This is a genomic window from Salegentibacter maritimus, from assembly GCF_016236915.1.
Lineage (GTDB): Bacteria > Bacteroidota > Bacteroidia > Flavobacteriales > Flavobacteriaceae > Salegentibacter > Salegentibacter maritimus.
Genome location: NZ_JAEHOK010000023.1, coordinates 33,126 through 51,398, shown reverse-complemented (window position 1 = coordinate 51,398; position 18,273 = coordinate 33,126). Strand labels below are relative to the sequence as shown.

The 18,273-nt window shown below is 37.6% G+C and carries 16 protein-coding genes; 10 read left to right on the top strand and 6 right to left on the bottom strand.

The annotated features are described in order from the left end of the window. Positions 1 to 7: 7 nt before the first annotated feature. The 5 genes from I6U49_RS14405 to I6U49_RS14385 all read right to left on the bottom strand — a co-directional run bounded on the left by I6U49_RS14405 (position 8) and on the right by I6U49_RS14385 (position 8,119). The gene (locus I6U49_RS14405) at positions 8 to 988 is read right to left on the bottom strand and encodes an IS110 family RNA-guided transposase (protein WP_198627550.1); all 981 of its coding nucleotides are present in this window, start codon (positions 986 to 988) and stop codon (positions 8 to 10) included. 328 nt (positions 989 to 1,316) lie between these two features. Then, positions 1,317 to 3,773 carry a sodium-translocating pyrophosphatase gene (locus I6U49_RS14400; RefSeq protein ID WP_198629352.1) on the bottom strand — a complete coding sequence of 819 codons (2,457 nt, stop codon included), beginning with the start codon at positions 3,771 to 3,773 and terminating at the stop codon, positions 1,317 to 1,319. Positions 3,774 to 3,886: 113 nt separating this feature from the next. Then, complete coding sequence (locus tag I6U49_RS14395) at positions 3,887 to 4,405, bottom strand: inorganic diphosphatase (protein ID WP_193711655.1); 519 nt, start codon at positions 4,403 to 4,405, stop codon at positions 3,887 to 3,889. 65 nt (positions 4,406 to 4,470) lie between these two features. Then, positions 4,471 to 6,969 carry a DUF5686 and carboxypeptidase-like regulatory domain-containing protein gene (locus I6U49_RS14390; RefSeq protein WP_198629351.1) on the bottom strand — a complete coding sequence of 833 codons (2,499 nt, stop codon included), beginning with the start codon at positions 6,967 to 6,969 and terminating at the stop codon, positions 4,471 to 4,473. A 169-nt stretch (positions 6,970 to 7,138) separates the two neighbouring features. Beyond that, positions 7,139 to 8,119, bottom strand: a complete 981-nt coding sequence (locus tag I6U49_RS14385) for a pyruvate dehydrogenase complex E1 component subunit beta (protein WP_193711657.1) — start codon at positions 8,117 to 8,119, stop codon at positions 7,139 to 7,141. A gap of 313 nt (positions 8,120 to 8,432) precedes the next feature. Between I6U49_RS14385 and I6U49_RS14380 the strand changes: the two genes are divergently transcribed. From I6U49_RS14380 to egtD, 9 genes are all read left to right on the top strand, one after another. Further along, positions 8,433 to 9,179, top strand: coding sequence for an electron transfer flavoprotein subunit beta/FixA family protein (locus tag I6U49_RS14380; RefSeq protein WP_198629350.1), 747 nt, complete (start codon positions 8,433 to 8,435; stop codon positions 9,177 to 9,179). 63 nt (positions 9,180 to 9,242) lie between these two features. Continuing rightward, positions 9,243 to 10,205, top strand: coding sequence for an electron transfer flavoprotein subunit alpha/FixB family protein (locus I6U49_RS14375; protein ID WP_198629349.1), 963 nt, complete (start codon positions 9,243 to 9,245; stop codon positions 10,203 to 10,205). Between the two features lie 84 nt (positions 10,206 to 10,289). After that, complete coding sequence (locus I6U49_RS14370; RefSeq protein ID WP_198629348.1) at positions 10,290 to 10,916, top strand: bifunctional nuclease family protein; 627 nt, start codon at positions 10,290 to 10,292, stop codon at positions 10,914 to 10,916. Positions 10,917 to 10,927: 11 nt separating this feature from the next. Continuing rightward, positions 10,928 to 12,622 (top strand): NupC/NupG family nucleoside CNT transporter, encoded by a 1,695-nt coding sequence (locus tag I6U49_RS14365; protein WP_193711661.1) that lies wholly within the window; start codon positions 10,928 to 10,930, stop codon positions 12,620 to 12,622. A gap of 79 nt (positions 12,623 to 12,701) precedes the next feature. Next, the gene (locus I6U49_RS14360; protein ID WP_198629347.1) at positions 12,702 to 13,526 is read left to right on the top strand and encodes a thymidylate synthase; all 825 of its coding nucleotides are present in this window, start codon (positions 12,702 to 12,704) and stop codon (positions 13,524 to 13,526) included. Positions 13,527 to 13,558: 32 nt separating this feature from the next. Next, positions 13,559 to 13,936: an energy transducer TonB gene (locus I6U49_RS14355; protein ID WP_198629346.1), complete on the top strand. Its 378-nt coding sequence runs from the start codon at positions 13,559 to 13,561 to the stop codon at positions 13,934 to 13,936. A gap of 33 nt (positions 13,937 to 13,969) precedes the next feature. Next, positions 13,970 to 14,380, top strand: a complete 411-nt coding sequence (locus tag I6U49_RS14350; RefSeq protein ID WP_227740379.1) for an energy transducer TonB — start codon at positions 13,970 to 13,972, stop codon at positions 14,378 to 14,380. Between the two features lie 102 nt (positions 14,381 to 14,482). Next, entirely contained in the window at positions 14,483 to 15,646 is a 1,164-nt protein-coding gene (egtB, locus tag I6U49_RS14345) for an ergothioneine biosynthesis protein EgtB (RefSeq protein ID WP_198629345.1), read from the top strand. Between the two features lie 12 nt (positions 15,647 to 15,658). Continuing rightward, positions 15,659 to 16,627, top strand: coding sequence for an L-histidine N(alpha)-methyltransferase (egtD, locus tag I6U49_RS14340; RefSeq protein ID WP_198629344.1), 969 nt, complete (start codon positions 15,659 to 15,661; stop codon positions 16,625 to 16,627). On the opposite strand, the gene I6U49_RS14335 is transcribed toward egtD, so the two are convergent. After that, positions 16,624 to 17,709: an aminotransferase class V-fold PLP-dependent enzyme gene (locus I6U49_RS14335; RefSeq protein ID WP_198629343.1), complete on the bottom strand. Its 1,086-nt coding sequence runs from the start codon at positions 17,707 to 17,709 to the stop codon at positions 16,624 to 16,626. The two genes, egtD and I6U49_RS14335, sit on opposite strands and share 4 nt — an antisense overlap. A gap of 63 nt (positions 17,710 to 17,772) precedes the next feature. Here I6U49_RS14335 and I6U49_RS14330 point away from each other — a divergent pair, with 63 nt between their 5' ends. Further along, positions 17,773 to 18,270 (top strand): 2TM domain-containing protein, encoded by a 498-nt coding sequence (locus tag I6U49_RS14330; RefSeq protein ID WP_198629342.1) that lies wholly within the window; start codon positions 17,773 to 17,775, stop codon positions 18,268 to 18,270. Positions 18,271 to 18,273 lie beyond the last annotated feature (3 nt).

The following is an 18,273-nucleotide window of genomic DNA, read 5'->3' as shown; positions in this document are numbered from 1 at the left end:
CTGATTTCTATGACACTTGCAAGTTATTATTATATATTTTTTGATTTTTTATGATGGCAAAAATTCTATGAATGATCTTATTTCTTACAGCATTTAAGACGCTCATTTTGTTTTTGCCTTCATTTACCTTTCGATGGTAATATTGTTTTAAATCAGAAGGCAATTGGATCGCCCTCATGGCTGCTAAATGCAGTATTTTCTTAATGCCTTTATCTGCATAGATAGAAACCGATGCCCTACCAAAAACAGAAGTTCCTGAACTTTTTGAAAATGGCGCCACTCCAGCATAACAGGCAAATTTACGAGGATTTGTGATCGATTTAAATGCATTTGTTTTAATCAACATATTCCACGATAAAATAGGACCTACTCCAGGAATAGCACGTATTAAATGGTATTGGTGCTTCAATACACTATTGTGCTCAATAACCTCAATTATTGATTTGTCGGTTTGTTTTATTTTTTCAGTTAGTAATTGAATAAGTTCAGCTCCGTGCTCTTCCAGTTGCGGCAAGTCAAGATCTGCAATCAGTAGGTTTTCTTTGTTTTTTGCTTTGAGTTGGGCTCTTTGCTTAATTAACAGGTTCCTATGGGATATAAGTGCTTTCAGCTTTTCTATTCCCGGTTCTGGTTTTTGATGTGGTTCGAGTTCTGTGTGGTTTTTTTCCAGGAATTTAGCAATACGGAAGGCATCTATAATATCATCTTTTCCTCTGGTGAGTCCAATACTTTTGTGTAAATGCAAAGGATTTACTTCGTAAAAAACGATATTTAAAGAGGTTAAGACTTCAATAATCTTACGGCCATATCGCCCCGTATTCTCAATACAGACTTTTAAACTTTGTGGCTTTGAGCCACTAAAAAAAACTTTTATAGCTTTTTTGTTGTTATCAATACGTTTGGCCAGTTTCTTCTCACCTTTTATAGAACAAATATCCAATGTGTTTTTACTGATATCAATACCTACAAAAGTCAATGAATTTTTCATAATTTTGGTTTTAGTTATGAATGGATTAAATTAAATAGGACTCAATTCCTTAATAATGGGCTTTTAATCCCGAATTTCTATTTGAGTTACTATTTAGGGAAAGAGTAGGTACTGAATCAGCATATAGCTCTTTTAACTGGAACTTGTTATAGTTAGCCTACTCTTTTTTAATCCTTAATTTACACAAATTTTACTCTTGCAAGTCTAAAGGAACTTGTTTCAGCTTCTAACATGAAATAAATTCTAAACATCTTAGATCCTAAAATAAATTCTGGATAACGGTTTTAACAAAAAATCAAACAGCCTCTTTGGTTTAAAAAACCTGACTTTAGTATATTCTATCTCTTAACTGCTGTACCTGTTTTTCTACTTCGGCTTTGGTACCGGTAAAAGTTTTTTGCTGTACTGCAGTTTTTCCTTTTTCAGTAGTAGTAATTCTTACTTTAGCAATAGTTTCATTTCCTTCCGAAATCATATTAACCTGGATTTCTTTGGAGCTCTCATCGGTTGAAGCATTATTATTTATAATCACCTCTTTTTTTATTGCAGTCTCTTCTTTTATTGCAGTCTCTTCGTTAGGCACATCGGTTTGGGTATGTCCTCCTAAAATTGGTGCAATTACCAAACCGATTAAACAGGTTAATTTAATTAAAATATTCATAGAAGGCCCGGAGGTATCTTTAAACGGATCTCCTACCGTATCTCCGGTAACCGCGGCTTTGTGGGCATCAGAACCTTTATAGGTCATTTCTCCGTTTATCATCACTCCTGCTTCAAAAGACTTTTTAGCATTATCCCAGGCACCACCGGCATTATTTTGAAAAATTGCCCAAAGCACCCCGCTTACAGTCACCCCGGCCATATAGCCGCCAAGCATCTCTGCTATTAAAACATTCTCATAGCCAAAAAGCATAGGAAGTAGGGCGATGGCAATTGGAAAGCCAATGGTTAAAATTCCGGGTAACAACATCTCTTTTAAGGCTGCTTCGGTAGAAATAGCGACACACTTATCATATTCAGGCTTCGAGGTTCCTTCCATAATGCCTGGAATGCTTTTAAACTGTCGTCTCACTTCCTCTACCATTTTCATAGCTGCTTTCCCAACAGATTTCATGGCTAATGCTGAAAAAACCACGGGCACCATGCCTCCAATAAACAACATCGCCAAAACCGGGGCTTTAAAAATATTGATTCCGTCAATTCCGGTAAAAGTTACGTAGGCAGCAAAAAGCGCCAGTGAGGTTAATGCGGCAGAAGCAATTGCAAAACCTTTTCCGGTAGCTGCAGTAGTATTTCCTACAGAATCCAGGATATCGGTGCGCTCTCTAACCTCGGCCGGCAGTTCGCTCATTTCGGCTATTCCCCCAGCATTATCGGCAATAGGCCCAAAAGCATCAATAGCCAATTGCATTGCTGTAGTGGCCATCATAGCTGAAGCCGCCAATGCAACGCCGTAAAATCCGGCAAAAGCGTAAGAGGCCCAAATAGCTAATGCAAATAATAACACAGAAAGAAAGGTAGAGATCATTCCGGTAGCCAAACCTGCAATAATATTAGTTCCGGCTCCTGTACTCGAATTTTGCACAATAGAGAGTACCGGTTTTTTACCTAGACCGGTATAATATTCGGTAACCGCCGAAATTACACCTCCCACTACTATTCCTACCAAAGAAGCATAAAACACCCTAATTGATGCGATTTCCATAAATTCAAAACCTTCAGATCCACCAACAAAGAAGCCCATAGTTAAGGTCTCTTTAGGTAGCATCCAGGTTACCAAAAAGTAACTGGCCACTGCTACCAGAACTATGGAGGTCCAATTACCGATATTCAATGCTTTTTGCACCTGGGCTTCTTTAGCCGAATTACTGCTTATTTTCACTAAAAGCGTCCCGATAATAGAAATAATAATACCGGCACCGGCAATAGCCATAGGCAATAAAATAGGACCAATTCCTCCAAACCCGGAATCGACAATATTTCCGCCCATATCTTCAATAATATAATTTCCTAAAACCATAGTAGCAAGAACGGTAGCCACATAACTCCCAAAAAGATCGGCACCCATTCCAGCCACGTCACCAACATTATCTCCTACATTATCTGCAATGGTTGCAGGATTCCTGGGGTCGTCTTCCGGGATTCCTGCTTCAACTTTCCCCACTAAATCGGCACCAACATCGGCAGCTTTTGTGTAGATTCCACCGCCAACACGGGCAAATAATGCAATAGACTCGGCACCCAGGGAAAAACCTGCCAGGGTTTCCAAAACAACGGTCATTTGAGTGGTATTACTCCACTGCCCACCCATAAAATAATGGTAGAATAAAATAAAAAATGTGGTTAGCCCAAGTACCGCTAAACCGGCTACGCCAAGACCCATTACGGTACCACCCCCAAAAGAAACTTTTAAAGCTTGTGGCAAACTGGTTCGGGCCGCCTGTGTTGTGCGCACATTACTTTGGGTAGCGATCTTCATCCCCATATTTCCGGCCAGGGCCGAGAAAAAAGCTCCAAAAATAAAAGCAACAATAATTAGGTAATGTGTGGTTGGCACAACATAGGCTATAGCTGCCAGGGCAATACTGGCCCCAACCACAAAAAAACTAAGTAATTTATATTCTGCATTTAAAAAGGCAAGTGCCCCTTCGTAGATATGTGAAGAAATATCTTTCATCTTGCCGTCCCCGGCATCCTGTTTAAGTACCCAGGAACGTTTTACCCACATAAAAACAAGACCTACTACTGCAAGTATTGCAGGCATATAAACCATTATTGATTCCATATTAATTGTTAAGTTTTAGTTAATATGGCTAATGTAGTAAATCACTGATAATTAAAAAAGCAATAACTTTTTAAGGTTATTGCTTTAAAATCGTCAAAATTATGTGACTGAAATTAAGGTTGTATTCCAAATTGACCTTTATCTCCATCAAAATTCTCAAAACGCTCTACGCATTGTCTTATAATTTCTTTGGCTTCTGAAGCATCGCCCCAGCCACCTACATCTACTTTTTTCTTCTCAAGATCTTTATAAACCTTAAAGAAATGCTCAATTTCTTTAATCATGTGGCCATTAAGTTCTTTAAGGTCATTCAACCTATTCCAAATAGGATCTGAAACCGGCACACAAATAATTTTTTCATCAGGTCCTTTTTCGTCGGCCATATGGAAAACACCAATTGGTTTAACTTCCATTACAACACCGGGGAAAGTTGGTTCACTTACCAATACCAAAACATCTAATGGATCGCTATCCTGGGCCAGGGTATTTGGAATAAAGCCGTAATCGGCCGGGTACATCATTGAAGAAAAAATCATCCTGTCGTAACGGACTTTCTTTAACTCAAAATCGTATTCATATTTGTTTCTACTCCCTTTTGGGATCTCGATTAATACATCAAAACTATCTGACATGTTCTTTCTATTTTTCTCATTTAAAGGCGGCAAATATAGTGAAAATCAGTATTAATTACGCCTATTTAGAAATGAAAACCAAAGGAGGCTGTTATTGCAAAAGATCGTGACTCTGGTACATTATAATAATTACCTCTAAAATGAGCTTCTACACTTAGAAATTTAAGAATATTTCCTATTCCAAGGCTATATTCGTAATAAGGTGCCTTGTTAGGTGCGCGAAATGGAATTCCAGAAGCATTTAGCGCTTTATTTGCTTCAGAAATTTCTCCCCAAACAGCCCTAACACCAACAAGTTCACGCAAATTTAATTCTCGCAAAAGCGGAATCCTGGCAAATAACCTTCCGTTAAAATTATGATCAAAATGTGCTGAAACATACGTATCAGTTACAAATTCATAGAAATTAAGTACCGGAAACGCATTATACATAGAAAAGTAAGTTTGGTTACCAGGCACCACATTTAAAAGCCCCAGCGGAACTTCGCCGACGGTTTTTCCGGCTTCCATGCTGACATTTGCCCTACCAAAACCGCCAATTTTAAATGGCTGATTGTAGAAAAACTGGATTTTCTTATAATCAAAATCGCTTTTCAATATGTCTTTTAAGCCCAGACTATAATTAAAAAAGAAGGTAGGAAATTCATCTTCATTAATTACATTTTGTTCTACCCCAAACCCGGAAGTTTGCCTACCCGGCGTATAGGTGAAAGTAGTTGCTATTTCTGTTTGCTTTATAGTTGAAGCAATGTTAGACTGCATTTTATCGGTATAATAGTCTAAACTAAAATCTGGAGAGGCCGAACTAAGCTCACGATAAGAAGCACCTACCCGAACCTTAAAATTATTCCAGGGCTCAATTTCAAGATTTACAGTATTTAAGTTTAAATGACTTAATTTAGTATTGTCTCCCACGCTCACAAGTCCTGAAGATGCTAAACTACGCCCCAAAACATCTGTAGTATTACCGGTTAAACCGGCTCCCAACTGTACAATATCGTGTCTTTTTCCTCCAGAAATTATGAAACGCGAACGTACATCCAACAACCACTTCCCGGAAATTCCATATTTAAATTTTTCATCTAAAAGACCATATGCCAGATACCCTTCAATTCTCCAGGGGTCGTGTTGCCCAAAATAAGTTCTTCCCCCTATGCGGGTCCTAAACCCTTCTACCTCATTATAATCGAACAAGGAATAGACAGGGCCAAAATCCCAGCCATTAAACTCTACATACCCAGATTCGGCTATGGTTGCAATATCATAAATTCTATTGAATGCGGGCACACTGGTTAGACTATCCAGCATCACATAAATATCCTCCTCTGCCCTATTAAGTTCTTCCAAACGGTTTTTATCCCAAAAATCCTGACCCCGCTGATAAACCTCTTTATTAAACCTATATGCCTGTTTGTGGTAAAATCCTTCTGCTTGCTTTAAATTAAATTGATACTCGTCAAAAACTTGAGTCCTTTTAGCATACACTCCTTTTGAAGTCTCTTTTTTGGTCAAAGAAAAATTAGCCTGGAAATAATCTTTGGATATTAAAAACACCGAATCGTTAAGCACCTCAAACTCCTGTTCTATATACAACTCCTTCACCCAGTTTATATTGGCATCGCGAGAAGCCTCAAGATTTATTTTCTTAATTGCCCAGGTAGTATCATTTACCCAAAAATCTCCTTTAAAAGTAAGCTCGTTTTCCCGGCGTGGATAGTAAATAATATTATAACACCACTTATTTTCTACATAAGCACTATCACTTAATACGTAATTGTAATTATTAATGCCGGTTGTAGAAAGCGGACTTACAAAACTCTTGTCAAAAACCTTGATATAATTGTCGTAAACATTATATTCATCATACACATCTTTTACCGCAGCGATTAAATTTTGATTTTGATCAAATCCTGAGTTTTTATTTCCTAAAAGATCTTCTCGTTTTTTATTTTCTACATTATCACCATATACCCTGGAAACCGATTCGTTTATAAAAACCGGTAAAATAGTCTTTCCGGTAATTCTATTGGTATCGGCATAATCAAATATGAATTCCATTCCGTTAAAAATTGGATTTTTCACTACTGAACTATCTATACCATCTAGTTCGAATTCCAGCTTTTCATATTTTTTATACTGATATTGTTTAAAGGCAGTAACACCGTTATCTCGCCTATTTTTCCAGATTTTTCTCAGGATATCTATAGCGGGATTATTCTTCTTAGAAGTTTTCCCTCTAATTATTTTCACTTCATCAAGGCTTGAAGCCTCTTGCTGCAATACTATCTCCAGTGAAAGATTACTTTTTTGCGGAAGTGGGATTATTTCAGTTTGATAACCAATAAAAGAAATTTTGAGTTCGGTATGGTTATTTTCACTTTGCAAATAAAACTTCCCTCTTTCACCTGAGGTTGTCCCTTCCGAAGAATTATTAAAAATCACATTCACAAAAGGCAAAGCCTGGCCGTTTTGATCTTTAACCACACCACCAACCCTGGTTTGCGATACCATTATCGTATAGCAAAGCAAAAATAATAAGGAAAGATAAGTTGCTTTCGGCCTCATTGTTCTTCAGGACAAAAAAAAACTTCACCGAATCAGAATCCGATGAAGTTTTAGATTTATAAAAGTTCTCTCTATTTGCAAGCTTAACCTATAATTGGTGTTACTTATAGAGTTATGATTAATTACCTGTTTATTGCTAAGTTTTAAGTCCAGCATCCTGCTGGCTTTTTTAGTCAATATACATCACCTGTTTAACCGCTTTAATAACATCGTCGCTGTTTGGCAACCATTCTTTAAGCAATACAGGAGAGTAAGGTGCCGGTGTATCGGCAGTATTTATTTTTACAATTGGTGCATCTAAATAATCAAAAGCTTTAGACTGTACCTGGTAGGTGATTTCAGTAGAAATATTTCCAAAAGGCCAGGCTTCTTCCAAAATCACTAAACGATTGGTTTTCTTAACCGATTCGATAATAGTCTCATGATCCATTGGGCGAATAGTTCTAAGGTCTATAATCTCGCAAGAAATATCGTCTTCAGCCAATTTCTCGGCCGCTTTGTATGCTTCTTTAATAATTTTTCCAAAGGAAACAATTGTTACATCACTACCTTCTCTTTTAATATCGGCTTTTCCTATTTCCAGTACGTACTCTTCTTCAGGTACTTCTCCTTTATCACCATACATTTGCTCACTCTCCATAAAGATTACCGGATCATCATCACGAATAGCAGCTTTCAGCAAACCTTTGGCATCGTAAGGATTTGAAGGTACAATTACTTTTAGACCCGGGCAGTTGGCATACCAACTTTCAAAAGCCTGGGAGTGCGTTGCACCCAATTGCCCGGCAGAAGCGGTTGGCCCCCTAAAAACGATAGGAATATTAAATTGGCCACCACTCATTTGGCGCATTTTAGCCGCATTATTTATTATCTGGTCAATTCCAACCAATGAGAAGTTAAAGGTCATGAATTCAATAATAGGCCTGTTGCCATTCATTGCCGAACCCACACCAATTCCAGCAAATCCAAGCTCTGCAATTGGGGTATCTATTACACGATCAGGGCCAAATTCGTCCAACATACCTTTAGAGGCTTTGTAAGCACCATTATACTCTGCTACTTCCTCGCCCATTAGATAAATAGACTCGTCTTTTCGCATCTCTTCGCTCATTGCTTGCTGAACGGCTTCCCTAAATTGAATTGTCTTCATTATATGCTATACTATTTAGATGTATCTTTTTAAACAACAAAAATAGTAATTCAATAAAGTTTTCCCCACTAATAATCCACAAAAATTTACAGGCCTTCCGTAAGTTCAACATTATAGCCTATTACCCCTAAGAAATAATTAATTTTTAGGAGTTTTTTAATCTTAAAATTGTCATATTTACAATATATTGATGGAATCAATAAAATTAATTTTGAAGAAAATCGCGAAATTTACTATGCGTGCATAGCATTTTATGGATTAAATTATGTAACTTCGTGATGAAATTTGTTATAAATATAAAAAACTCGTTATAATGAAAATATTAGTATGTATTAGTCACGTACCTGATACTACCTCAAAAATCAACTTTACCGATGGTGATTCAAAGTTTGATACCAACGGAGTGAATTTTGTAATAAATCCAAATGATGAGTTTGGACTTACCCGCGCTATGTGGTTTAAAGAAAAACAAGGCGCAAGTGTAGATGTTGTAAATGTTGGGGGCGCCGAAACCGAGCCTACCTTAAGAAAAGCACTTGCTATTGGAGCCGATAATGCCATACGTGTAAATACGCCAGCTGTAGATGGTTTTCAGGTAGCAAAACAATTGGCAAAAGTTGCTAAAGAAGGAGAATATGACCTTATAATTGCCGGACGTGAATCTATAGATTACAACGGCGGAATGGTACCGGGAATGCTAGCAGCACTTCTGGACGCTAATTTTATTAACACCTGTATTAGTTTAGAGATAGAAGGCAACAAAGCTACAGCCGTAAGGGAAATAGATGGCGGTAAAGAAACTTTAACTGCCTCTCTTCCTTTGGTTATTGGAGGACAGAAAGGTTTGGTTGAAGAAAGCGATCTTAAGATCCCAAATATGAGAGGGATTATGCAAGCTCGTAAAAAGCCACTTAATGTTCTTGAACCCGAGGAAGCAGCTACGCAAACCGAAGCTGTGAAGTTTGAAAAACCGGCTCCTAAAGGAGATGTAAAACTGGTTGACCCAGAAAATCTTGATGAATTGATAGATTTACTTCACAACGAAGCCAAGGCAATATAAAATATAAATTACCTCACAAGTTTTCAAAACCTGTGAGCAATTACACTTAAAAAATAAAAATATATGTCAGTTTTAGTATATACAGAAACCGAAGATGGCAAGTTTAAAAAAGCTGCGTTTGAAGTTGCTTCTTATGCAAAGGAAGTAGCCGGCGGAGATGAAGTAGTTGCAGTAAGTTTTAACGCTGCCGATACTTCTGAACTTGGAAAATATGGAGTTAGCAAAGTGCTAAATATCCAAAACGACAAACTAAACAAGTTTAATGCTGAAGCTTATGCAGATGCAATTAAACAAGCAGCAGAAAAAGAAGGAAGTAAGCTTTTTGTATTGAGCCAAAGCGCCAACAGTAAATATTTAGCTCCACTTTTGGCCGTGCATCTAAATGCAGGTTATGCATCTAATGTTATTGCTGTACCAGAGAGCCAGGAGCCTTTTACAGTTAAAAGGAGTGCTTTTACCAACAAAGCTTTTAATTTTACTAAAATCACTACCGATGTAAAAATTGTAGGTTTATCTCAAAATGCATTCGGTTTAAAAGAAAGAGAAGCTGCTGCTACCGCTGAAGATTTTTCTCCTGAGCTAAAAGAAGGGGACTTTACAGTAAATGTAGAATCGGTAGATAAAGCAAAAGACAAAGTAACCATTGCTGATGCAGAAGTAGTTGTTTCTGGTGGTCGCGGACTTAAAGGCCCGGAAAACTGGGGAATGATTGAAGAAATGGCCGATATTCTTGGGGCTGCCACAGCTTGCTCCAAACCGGTTAGCGATATGGGTTGGAGACCGCATAGCGAACACGTGGGCCAAACGGGAAAACCGGTAGCTTCTAATCTTTATATCGCAGTAGGAATTTCAGGGGCAATACAACATCTTGCAGGAATTAACGCTGCCAAGACTAAAGTGGTAATTAACAACGACCCGGAAGCACCTTTCTTTAAGGCCGCAGACTACGGAGTAGTTGGTGATGCTTTTGAAATTGTACCTAAGCTAAACGAAAAACTAAAGGAATTTAAAGCTAAAAACGCATAATTTTTATAACTTGCACCCTTTAAAAGGGCTGTCTAAAATACGGTGAAAGTCCTAAATTAGACAGCCCTTTTTAATTGATGATATATGAGTTTAGTGCGCCTTAATATAAAAGGAATTTCTTATAGCCAAACCCAAAACGGAGCCTACGCTTTAATTTTAAGCGAGGTAAATGGAGAACGTAAACTTCCCATAGTTATTGGAGCTTTTGAAGCACAATCTATCGCTATTGCTTTAGAAAAAGAAATAAAACCACCTCGCCCTTTAACCCACGATCTTTTTAAAAATTTCGCCGACAGGTTTGAAATTACGGTGAAGCAGGTAATTATTCATAAGCTGGTAGACGGTGTATTTTATTCCAGTTTGATTTGCGAACGCGATAAGATTGAAGAAATTGTAGACGCACGCACCAGTGATGCTATTGCCCTTGCCTTAAGGTTTGACGCTCCTATTTTCACGTATAAAAACATTCTTGATAAAGCAGGAATCTTTTTAAAAGGAGAGGAAGAAGAGCAAAAAACCGCTTCAGAAAAACAGGAGGAAGATATAATTTCAGAAGAGCTACTTCCCGACGATATTGATATAAAATCTGACGATACTGACTATAAAAAGTTATCCTTAGACGAACTTAAAGATATGCTTTCCCAGGCCGTAAACAATGAAGATTACGAAAAAGCGGCGCGCATCCGGGACGAAATTTCCAAACGCAAATAATGCTCCCATTTATGAATAAAACCTGGTTTTGCCTGATTTTAGTTCTTTTAAGTGTGACCGGCACTTTTTCCCAAAATATTTCAAAAACCTGGACTCTTGATAAAGAACAAGACAACCAGGAGACTTTTGCGCAGGGACACAACTTACATTTAGATGAAGGCATCTTTAACATTAGTACAGCTAAAGATACACTTGCCTCAGGAGATTATATTCTACAAAACAAACTTCTCGTTTTATTTTACAGCCCACCTCAAGACAGCATTGTAAATTACAGAATTTCTGCGCTTACAGATTCCAGCATGACGCTAAAGGAGGCTGATAAAGAATTTTACTTTAAGACCGAAGATTTTAACAATCTCGAAGAGGTTGTTCCTGCTAAATTGGCAAAAGAAATGGTGCCCAGTGCCGGGATATCCTTTAATAGTATTTGGAGGGGAGCATTAGGCATGCTAAGCTTATTATTTATTGCTTTCTTATTTAGCAGCAATCGCAAAGCCATTAATTGGAAAACCATTGGTATTGGACTTAGTGCACAATTGTTATTGGCAATTGGTGTTTTAAAGATTAGTTTTATTCAAAAAATATTTGAATTTATAGGAAATATATTTGTACTAATTCTTGATTTTACAGCCGCAGGAAGCGAATTTTTACTTGGCGGAATGATGGATGTAGACAGTTTTGGTTTTATTTTCCTTTTTCAGGTATTACCCACTATTATCTTCTTTTCAGCATTAACTTCTGTATTATTTTATCTTGGAATTATTCAAATTGTGGTGAAGGGAATGGCGATGATACTTACCCGTTTAATGGGAATATCTGGAGCCGAAAGCTTAAGCGTAGCAGGAAATATATTTCTTGGACAAACCGAAGCCCCACTTATGATTAAGGCCTATTTGGAACGAATGAACCGTTCTGAAATTTTACTGGTTATGATTGGCGGAATGGCTACCGTTGCAGGTGGTGTGCTCGCAGCATATATTGGTTTTTTAGGAGGAGACGATCCAGAACTAAGGCTTCAGTTTGCAAAACATTTACTGGCAGCTTCAGTAATGGCAGCACCCGGCGCCATTGTGGTTTCTAAAATACTATATCCCCAGGAAAATAAAATTAATACCAATGTGGAGGTATCTTCAGATAAAATTGGTTCAAATATCCTTGACGCTATAGCCAACGGAACTACCGAAGGTTTAAAACTTGCCGCAAACGTTGCAGCCATGCTCCTGGTTTTTATCGCTTTTATAGCTATGATCAATTATATTTTAAACTGGACAGGATCCTGGACCGGCATGAACGCTTTTCTAGCCGAAAACACCCCCTACTCCAGCTTTTCACTTGAAGCTATTTTAGGAACAATTTTCGCTCCCCTCATGTGGCTTATTGGTGTTGCCAAAGAAGATATGATGCTTATGGGACAATTGCTGGGAATAAAGCTAGCTGCAAGTGAATTTGTAGGCTACGTACAACTGGCCGATCTTAAAAACACCGCAAATGCACTTAGCCTTAATTATGAAAAATCTGTGATTATGGCCACCTATATGCTTTGTGGTTTTGCAAATTTTGCCTCTATAGGAATTCAAATTGGCGGTATTGGATCTCTCGCCCCGGGACAAAGAAAAACCTTATCAGAATTTGGAATGAAAGCGCTAATTGGCGGGACTATCGCCTCTTTGCTCTCTGCCACCCTTGCCGGGATGATAATTGGGTAATTTATTAAAAAATCTTTAAGAATTGTATTTGAACAGCTTTTGCTATTTTAGCAAAACTAATCTTCTGCAGCGCAAACTTATGAAACAGTACCACGAACTTTTACAGCATATTTTAGATAACGGAACCGACAAAGGCGATAGAACCGGCACAGGCACCAGAAGTATCTTCGGGCATCAGTTAAGGTTTGATCTTAGCAAAGGCTTTCCCATGGTCACTACCAAAAAACTACACCTAAAATCTATTATTTACGAACTCTTGTGGTTCTTAAAAGGCGATACCAATGTAAAATACCTCCAGGAAAATGGGGTGCGGATTTGGAACGAATGGGCAGACGAAAATGGCGATTTGGGCCCTGTTTATGGCAAACAATGGCGAGATTGGAATGGCGAAGAAATTGACCAGATCAAAGAAATTATAGAAACCTTAAAAAAGAATCCTAACAGTCGTAGAATGTTGGTTTCGGCCTGGAACCCATCAGTTCTTCCAGATTCTTCTAAATCATTTCCAGAGAATGTAGCTAATGGAAAAGCCGCATTGCCGCCCTGTCACGCTTTTTTCCAATTCTATGTTGCCGATGGTAAACTTTCGCTTCAACTTTATCAAAGAAGTGCCGATGTATTTCTTGGGGTACCTTTTAATATTGCTTCGTATGCATTATTAACTATGATGATGGCACAGGTTTGTGGGTATGAACCGGGGGACTTTATTCATACATTTGGCGATGTTCATATATATAATAACCATATGGAGCAGGTAAAACTGCAACTTTCCCGAGAGCCCAGGGCGCTTCCAACTATGAGCCTTAACCCCGAAATAAAAAATATTTTTGATTTCGATTATAAAGATTTTAAATTAGAGAATTATAATCCGCACCCGGGTATTAAAGCCAAGGTTGCGGTGTAATCTATAATTATCTAATTAAAATTTTAAAATTTATGAAAAAGTTATTGCTTATCGCAAGTTTAGTAGTTGGAGGTTTAACCAGTGTTCAGGCCCAGCAAACTTCTCCGGTTTGGCCAGGCTGTGAAGACTCCGAAGACTTAAAAGCCTGTTTTAATCAAAAACTATCTCAACACGTAAGAGAAAATTATGAGTATCCTCAAACCGAAGACGGTGATTATGTGCGGGGAAAAGTAAAAATCTCTTTCACCATTACTGAAGAAGGAAAAGCAGTAGTAAAAAATGTAGAAGGATCTGAGCCAAAAGTAAATGCTGCAGCCAGAGAAATGATTGAAAAGATTCCTGATATGGAACCTGGAACCTTAAATGGCGAACCAGATGACCGCAATTTCACCGTCCCATTTAATTTCTAGAGAACAGCTCTACAACCACTAACAGCCCGAGCCATGAAAAAATTAATGTTCTGCTTCTTTTTATTAACCGGCACTTTTTTGTTTGCCCAAAACGACGTAGAAGTTAAAGGAAATACGGTTACGGTAAAGGAAAAGGCACCGGTTTGGCCGGGATGTGAATCTAGCGAAGATTCAAAAAAATGTTTCAATCAAAAATTGATGGAACATGTAAAGTCTAATTATAAATATCCTCGTAACAATAAGGGGGAATTTATAAGAGGAAAGGTGGTTGTAAAAATGCATATAGATGAAGAAGGTAAAACAGTAATCAATACTGTTAAGGGCGATAAAAAAGAAGTAATTGCTGCAGTAAAAGAAATGCTTAAAAAGATGCCTAAAATGAAACCAGGCACTCGTGGCGGAAAGCCTACAAAAATAAGCTACACCCTCCCTTTAAATCTATAGGGGTCTCATTATACTTTAACTTGGCGTTAACTAGCCTAAGTTTTAGACCGAAAGAAAAAATTGTAAATTTGAGTGATACCCAAAAAAGTATCACTCTTTTTTATGCAATCACAAGAACAATTACTCGACTTTTTTAATGAAACCAGGGCACAATCTGAACTGATTTGTTCCTTTTTGGAAACAGAAGATTATGTGGTGCAACCAATAGAAAATGTGTCGCCCCCAAAATGGCACCTTGGGCATACTACCTGGTTTTTTGAGGAATTTGTTTTAAAACCACACCTAAAAAATTATCAACTTTTCGATAAACATTCGGCTTACGTTTTTAATAGTTACTACGAAAGTGTAGGCGATAAAGTAATAAGGACCAATCGTGGTAATTTATCGCGACCAACGGTAGCCTGGGTTTATAAATACCGAAATTATGTTTCAAAAGCTATGGAACAATTTCTTCAGGAGAGCAGTATTTCTAAAGAGTTATGCGGCATAATTGAGATAGGTTGCCATCATGAGAAACAACACCAGGAACTCTTATTAACAGATATCAAGTATATTCTTGGAAACAACCCGCTATTTCCGGAATATAACGATCAGTTTAAAGAAAATCCCATCCAGGATTTTAAGCAGGAATGGATCTCAATTTCTAAAGGTGTTTATGAAATAGGCCATAAATCTGATGGCTTCTGTTATGATAACGAGCAGGGGGCTCATAAGGTCTACCTAAATGATTTTAAAATTTCAAATAAACTGGTAACCAATGCCGAGTTTATTGAATTCATTGCGTCGGGGGCTTATAAAGATGTGCTATTATGGCACGCCGAAGGCTGGGACTGGATTAATTCTAATAAAATTGAAGCTCCGTTTTACTGGCACAAAATAGATGGAGAATGGCATCAATACACTTTAAACGGACTTACAAAACTAATCCCGGAAGCTCCATTAAGTCATATTTCTTATTATGAAGCATTTGCTTTTGCGCAGTGGAAAGGTTTAAGATTACCCACAGAATTTGAATGGGAAACCGCACAAAAATATTTTAAATGGGGAGACCGCTGGGAATGGACAGAAAGTGCTTATTCACCCTACCCTAATTACACCAGGCCTGAAGGCGCATTGGGTGAATACAACGGAAAATTCATGGTAAACCAAAAAGTTTTACGAGGAGCTTCAGTTGCCACTTCCCAAAAGCATACACGCCACACATATCGCAATTTTTTTCATCCACATTTACGCTGGCAATTTACGGGATTAAGACTGGCCAAATAACCAAAAAACTAAATGAAAACCACACCCACTACATTCCAATCGGCGTTTGAAGAAGACGTTTACAAAGGCCTAACCAGTTTTCCGAAATATTTACTTTCCAAATATATTTACGACCAAAAAGGGGATAAACTTTTCCAGCAAATAATGGAAATGCCTGAATACTATCTTACTAACTGCGAGTTAAACATACTGAAACATCATAAAGCTGCTATTGCCGAAATATTTAATAAAGAAGGAGGATTTGACCTTATTGAATTAGGAGCAGGAGACGGAAAAAAAACCAAAATCCTCTTACAACATTTGGTAGCTAAAAAATACGATTTCAATTATCTACCTATAGATATTAGTCAGCATGTACTGGAAGAATTACGAGATTCTTTAAGGAATGAAATACCCGAAGTGAAGGTAAAAATTCAACAGGGCACCTATTTTAAAACCCTCGAAAATCTGGCCGATTATAACAATCGCCGTAAAGTAATCCTGGTGTTGGGCTCCAATATTGGGAATCTTTTACACGAAAACGCAATAAACTTTCTTCGTAATATTCAAAAAGCCATGAATTTTGAAGACCGGCTATTTATGGGCTTTGATCAGAAAAAAGATCCGCAAAAGATTTTAGACGCTTATAACGATAGGACCGGCATTACAGAGGCTTTCAACAAAAATTTACTGGCAAGAATAAATAGAGAATTAGACGCCAACTTTAATTTAGACAATTTTAAACACTGGGAAACCTACGACCCCGAAACCGGAACCGCAAAAAGCTATTTGGTAAGTAAAGCAAAGCAAAAAGTGACTATTAAAAAGCTGGAGCTAGAGGTATGTTTTGATGCGTGGGAAAGCATACACACCGAAATCTCCCAAAAATACGACGATGCCGTGGTAGCCTGGCTGGCGAAAGAAGCCGGTTTAGAGATTCAATCCAGTTTTCAAGACCAGGATAACTGGTTTAAAAACTATATATTCAGGAAAAAGCACTAAACCCCAAATTCCCTTAATTGTTTTAGGAGGAAATGCAGCTCCTCTTCAGTATTAAAATAGTGAAAACTTACGCGAACCCCACCACCCCTCATAGAAGTAATAATGTTTTTACTTTGTAAATGCCGGAATAGCTTTTCTCCTCCTTTAATATTAAAAATTGAAGAATGTATTTTTCTATTTACCACGCTTTCTTCCAGTAAATCCATTTTTGTGAATTCACTTTTAGCCTTGTTGCTTAAAGATTCAATTCTTGCGGAAATTTCTTTTATTCCAATTTTTTTAATCAATTTTAAGGCTTCAGCTAAGCTTCCGTAATTTAAGGTATCTTGATGCCCCGGTTCAAATTTCCCTATAAAATTACCTTCATGGGCTTTATATTTACCCCGTAAAGAGCCAAAACCTAAAGTTTTTGGACTAATCCTCTTTTCAATTTCTTTTTTTAAGAGCATAAAAGCATTGCCATAGCCGGCATTTAACCATTTATAAGTACTGCAAATAAGCACATCGAGCCCACTCTCCTCAAAATTAAATTCTTCGGTACCGCAATATTGGGTTGCGTCGGCAATAAATAAGGTATCAGGATATTCTTGTTTTAGTTTATTCACAAAACCAAGGTCTATTTTTATCCCGTTAAGATATTGTACAATACTAAAAGCAAAAAAATCGGGTTGTTCCTTTTTAAAGGCTTCAGCGATATTTTCTTCAAGGTTTTCGTTAATTTCGGCATATTCAATTTCAAAATTCCTGGATGTGACTGCCCAGTTTAATGACGGATAATCATTTTTAAGCAAGAGCGCTTTTGGGTGTTTATCCAGCCCCTCCAATAAAGTATTAATCCCAAAGGAAAAATTAGGAACCAAGGCCACCCGGGCCGGGGCACACTTAAAGACTTCGCCTACCAATTCACGGGTTTCGGTTAGTACTTCGGCTTGTTTTTCTTTAAATACACTGGCCCCAAGCAGAAAATCCAGGTCATGATTTTGCCTAAACTCCCAAACCGCTTCGGGCAATAAACCTGAAGCTGCGGTATTTAAGTAAGTGTATTGTTCCAATACCGGAAATCCTTTTCTTAAATTCTCCATAATCCTATGTAAATTGTTAACGAAAACTGTAAATTTGGTATAGACACTAAAGTACTTCTTATTATGTTTTCTAAAAAGAAAAACACTTCCAAACTCGATGCCGAGCAACGAGAACTCTATGAAAATGCGCGTAAACGTACGCTTCAAAAAAAGAGGTTATTTCAACACTTTATTATCTTTTTAATTGGTGCCGTTTTCCTTATTGTTTTAAATGTAGTGATTGGTTACAAAGAAAACTTTATGCCCCTTGGCTATAATTGGTTTGTTTGGGCAATTTTAATTTGGAGCTTTCTACTTTTAGCCCACGTTTTTAATGTTTTTATTACCAATAAATTTTTAGGAAAAGAATGGCAGGATAAACAAATGAGTAAATTAGTACAAAAACAAAAGGAAAAGATTGCAAAAATGCAAAAACAGGTAGAGCAGGATTTCCCTGCAAACCCTCCTTTGCATAAAAATACTGCTGAACCGGAGGTTAAACCTGAATTAAAAGCAGACAACGAGCGATTTAAACCAAAACCCAACCAGCCCGATAAACCGGATCAACCTTACAATACCTAAAAC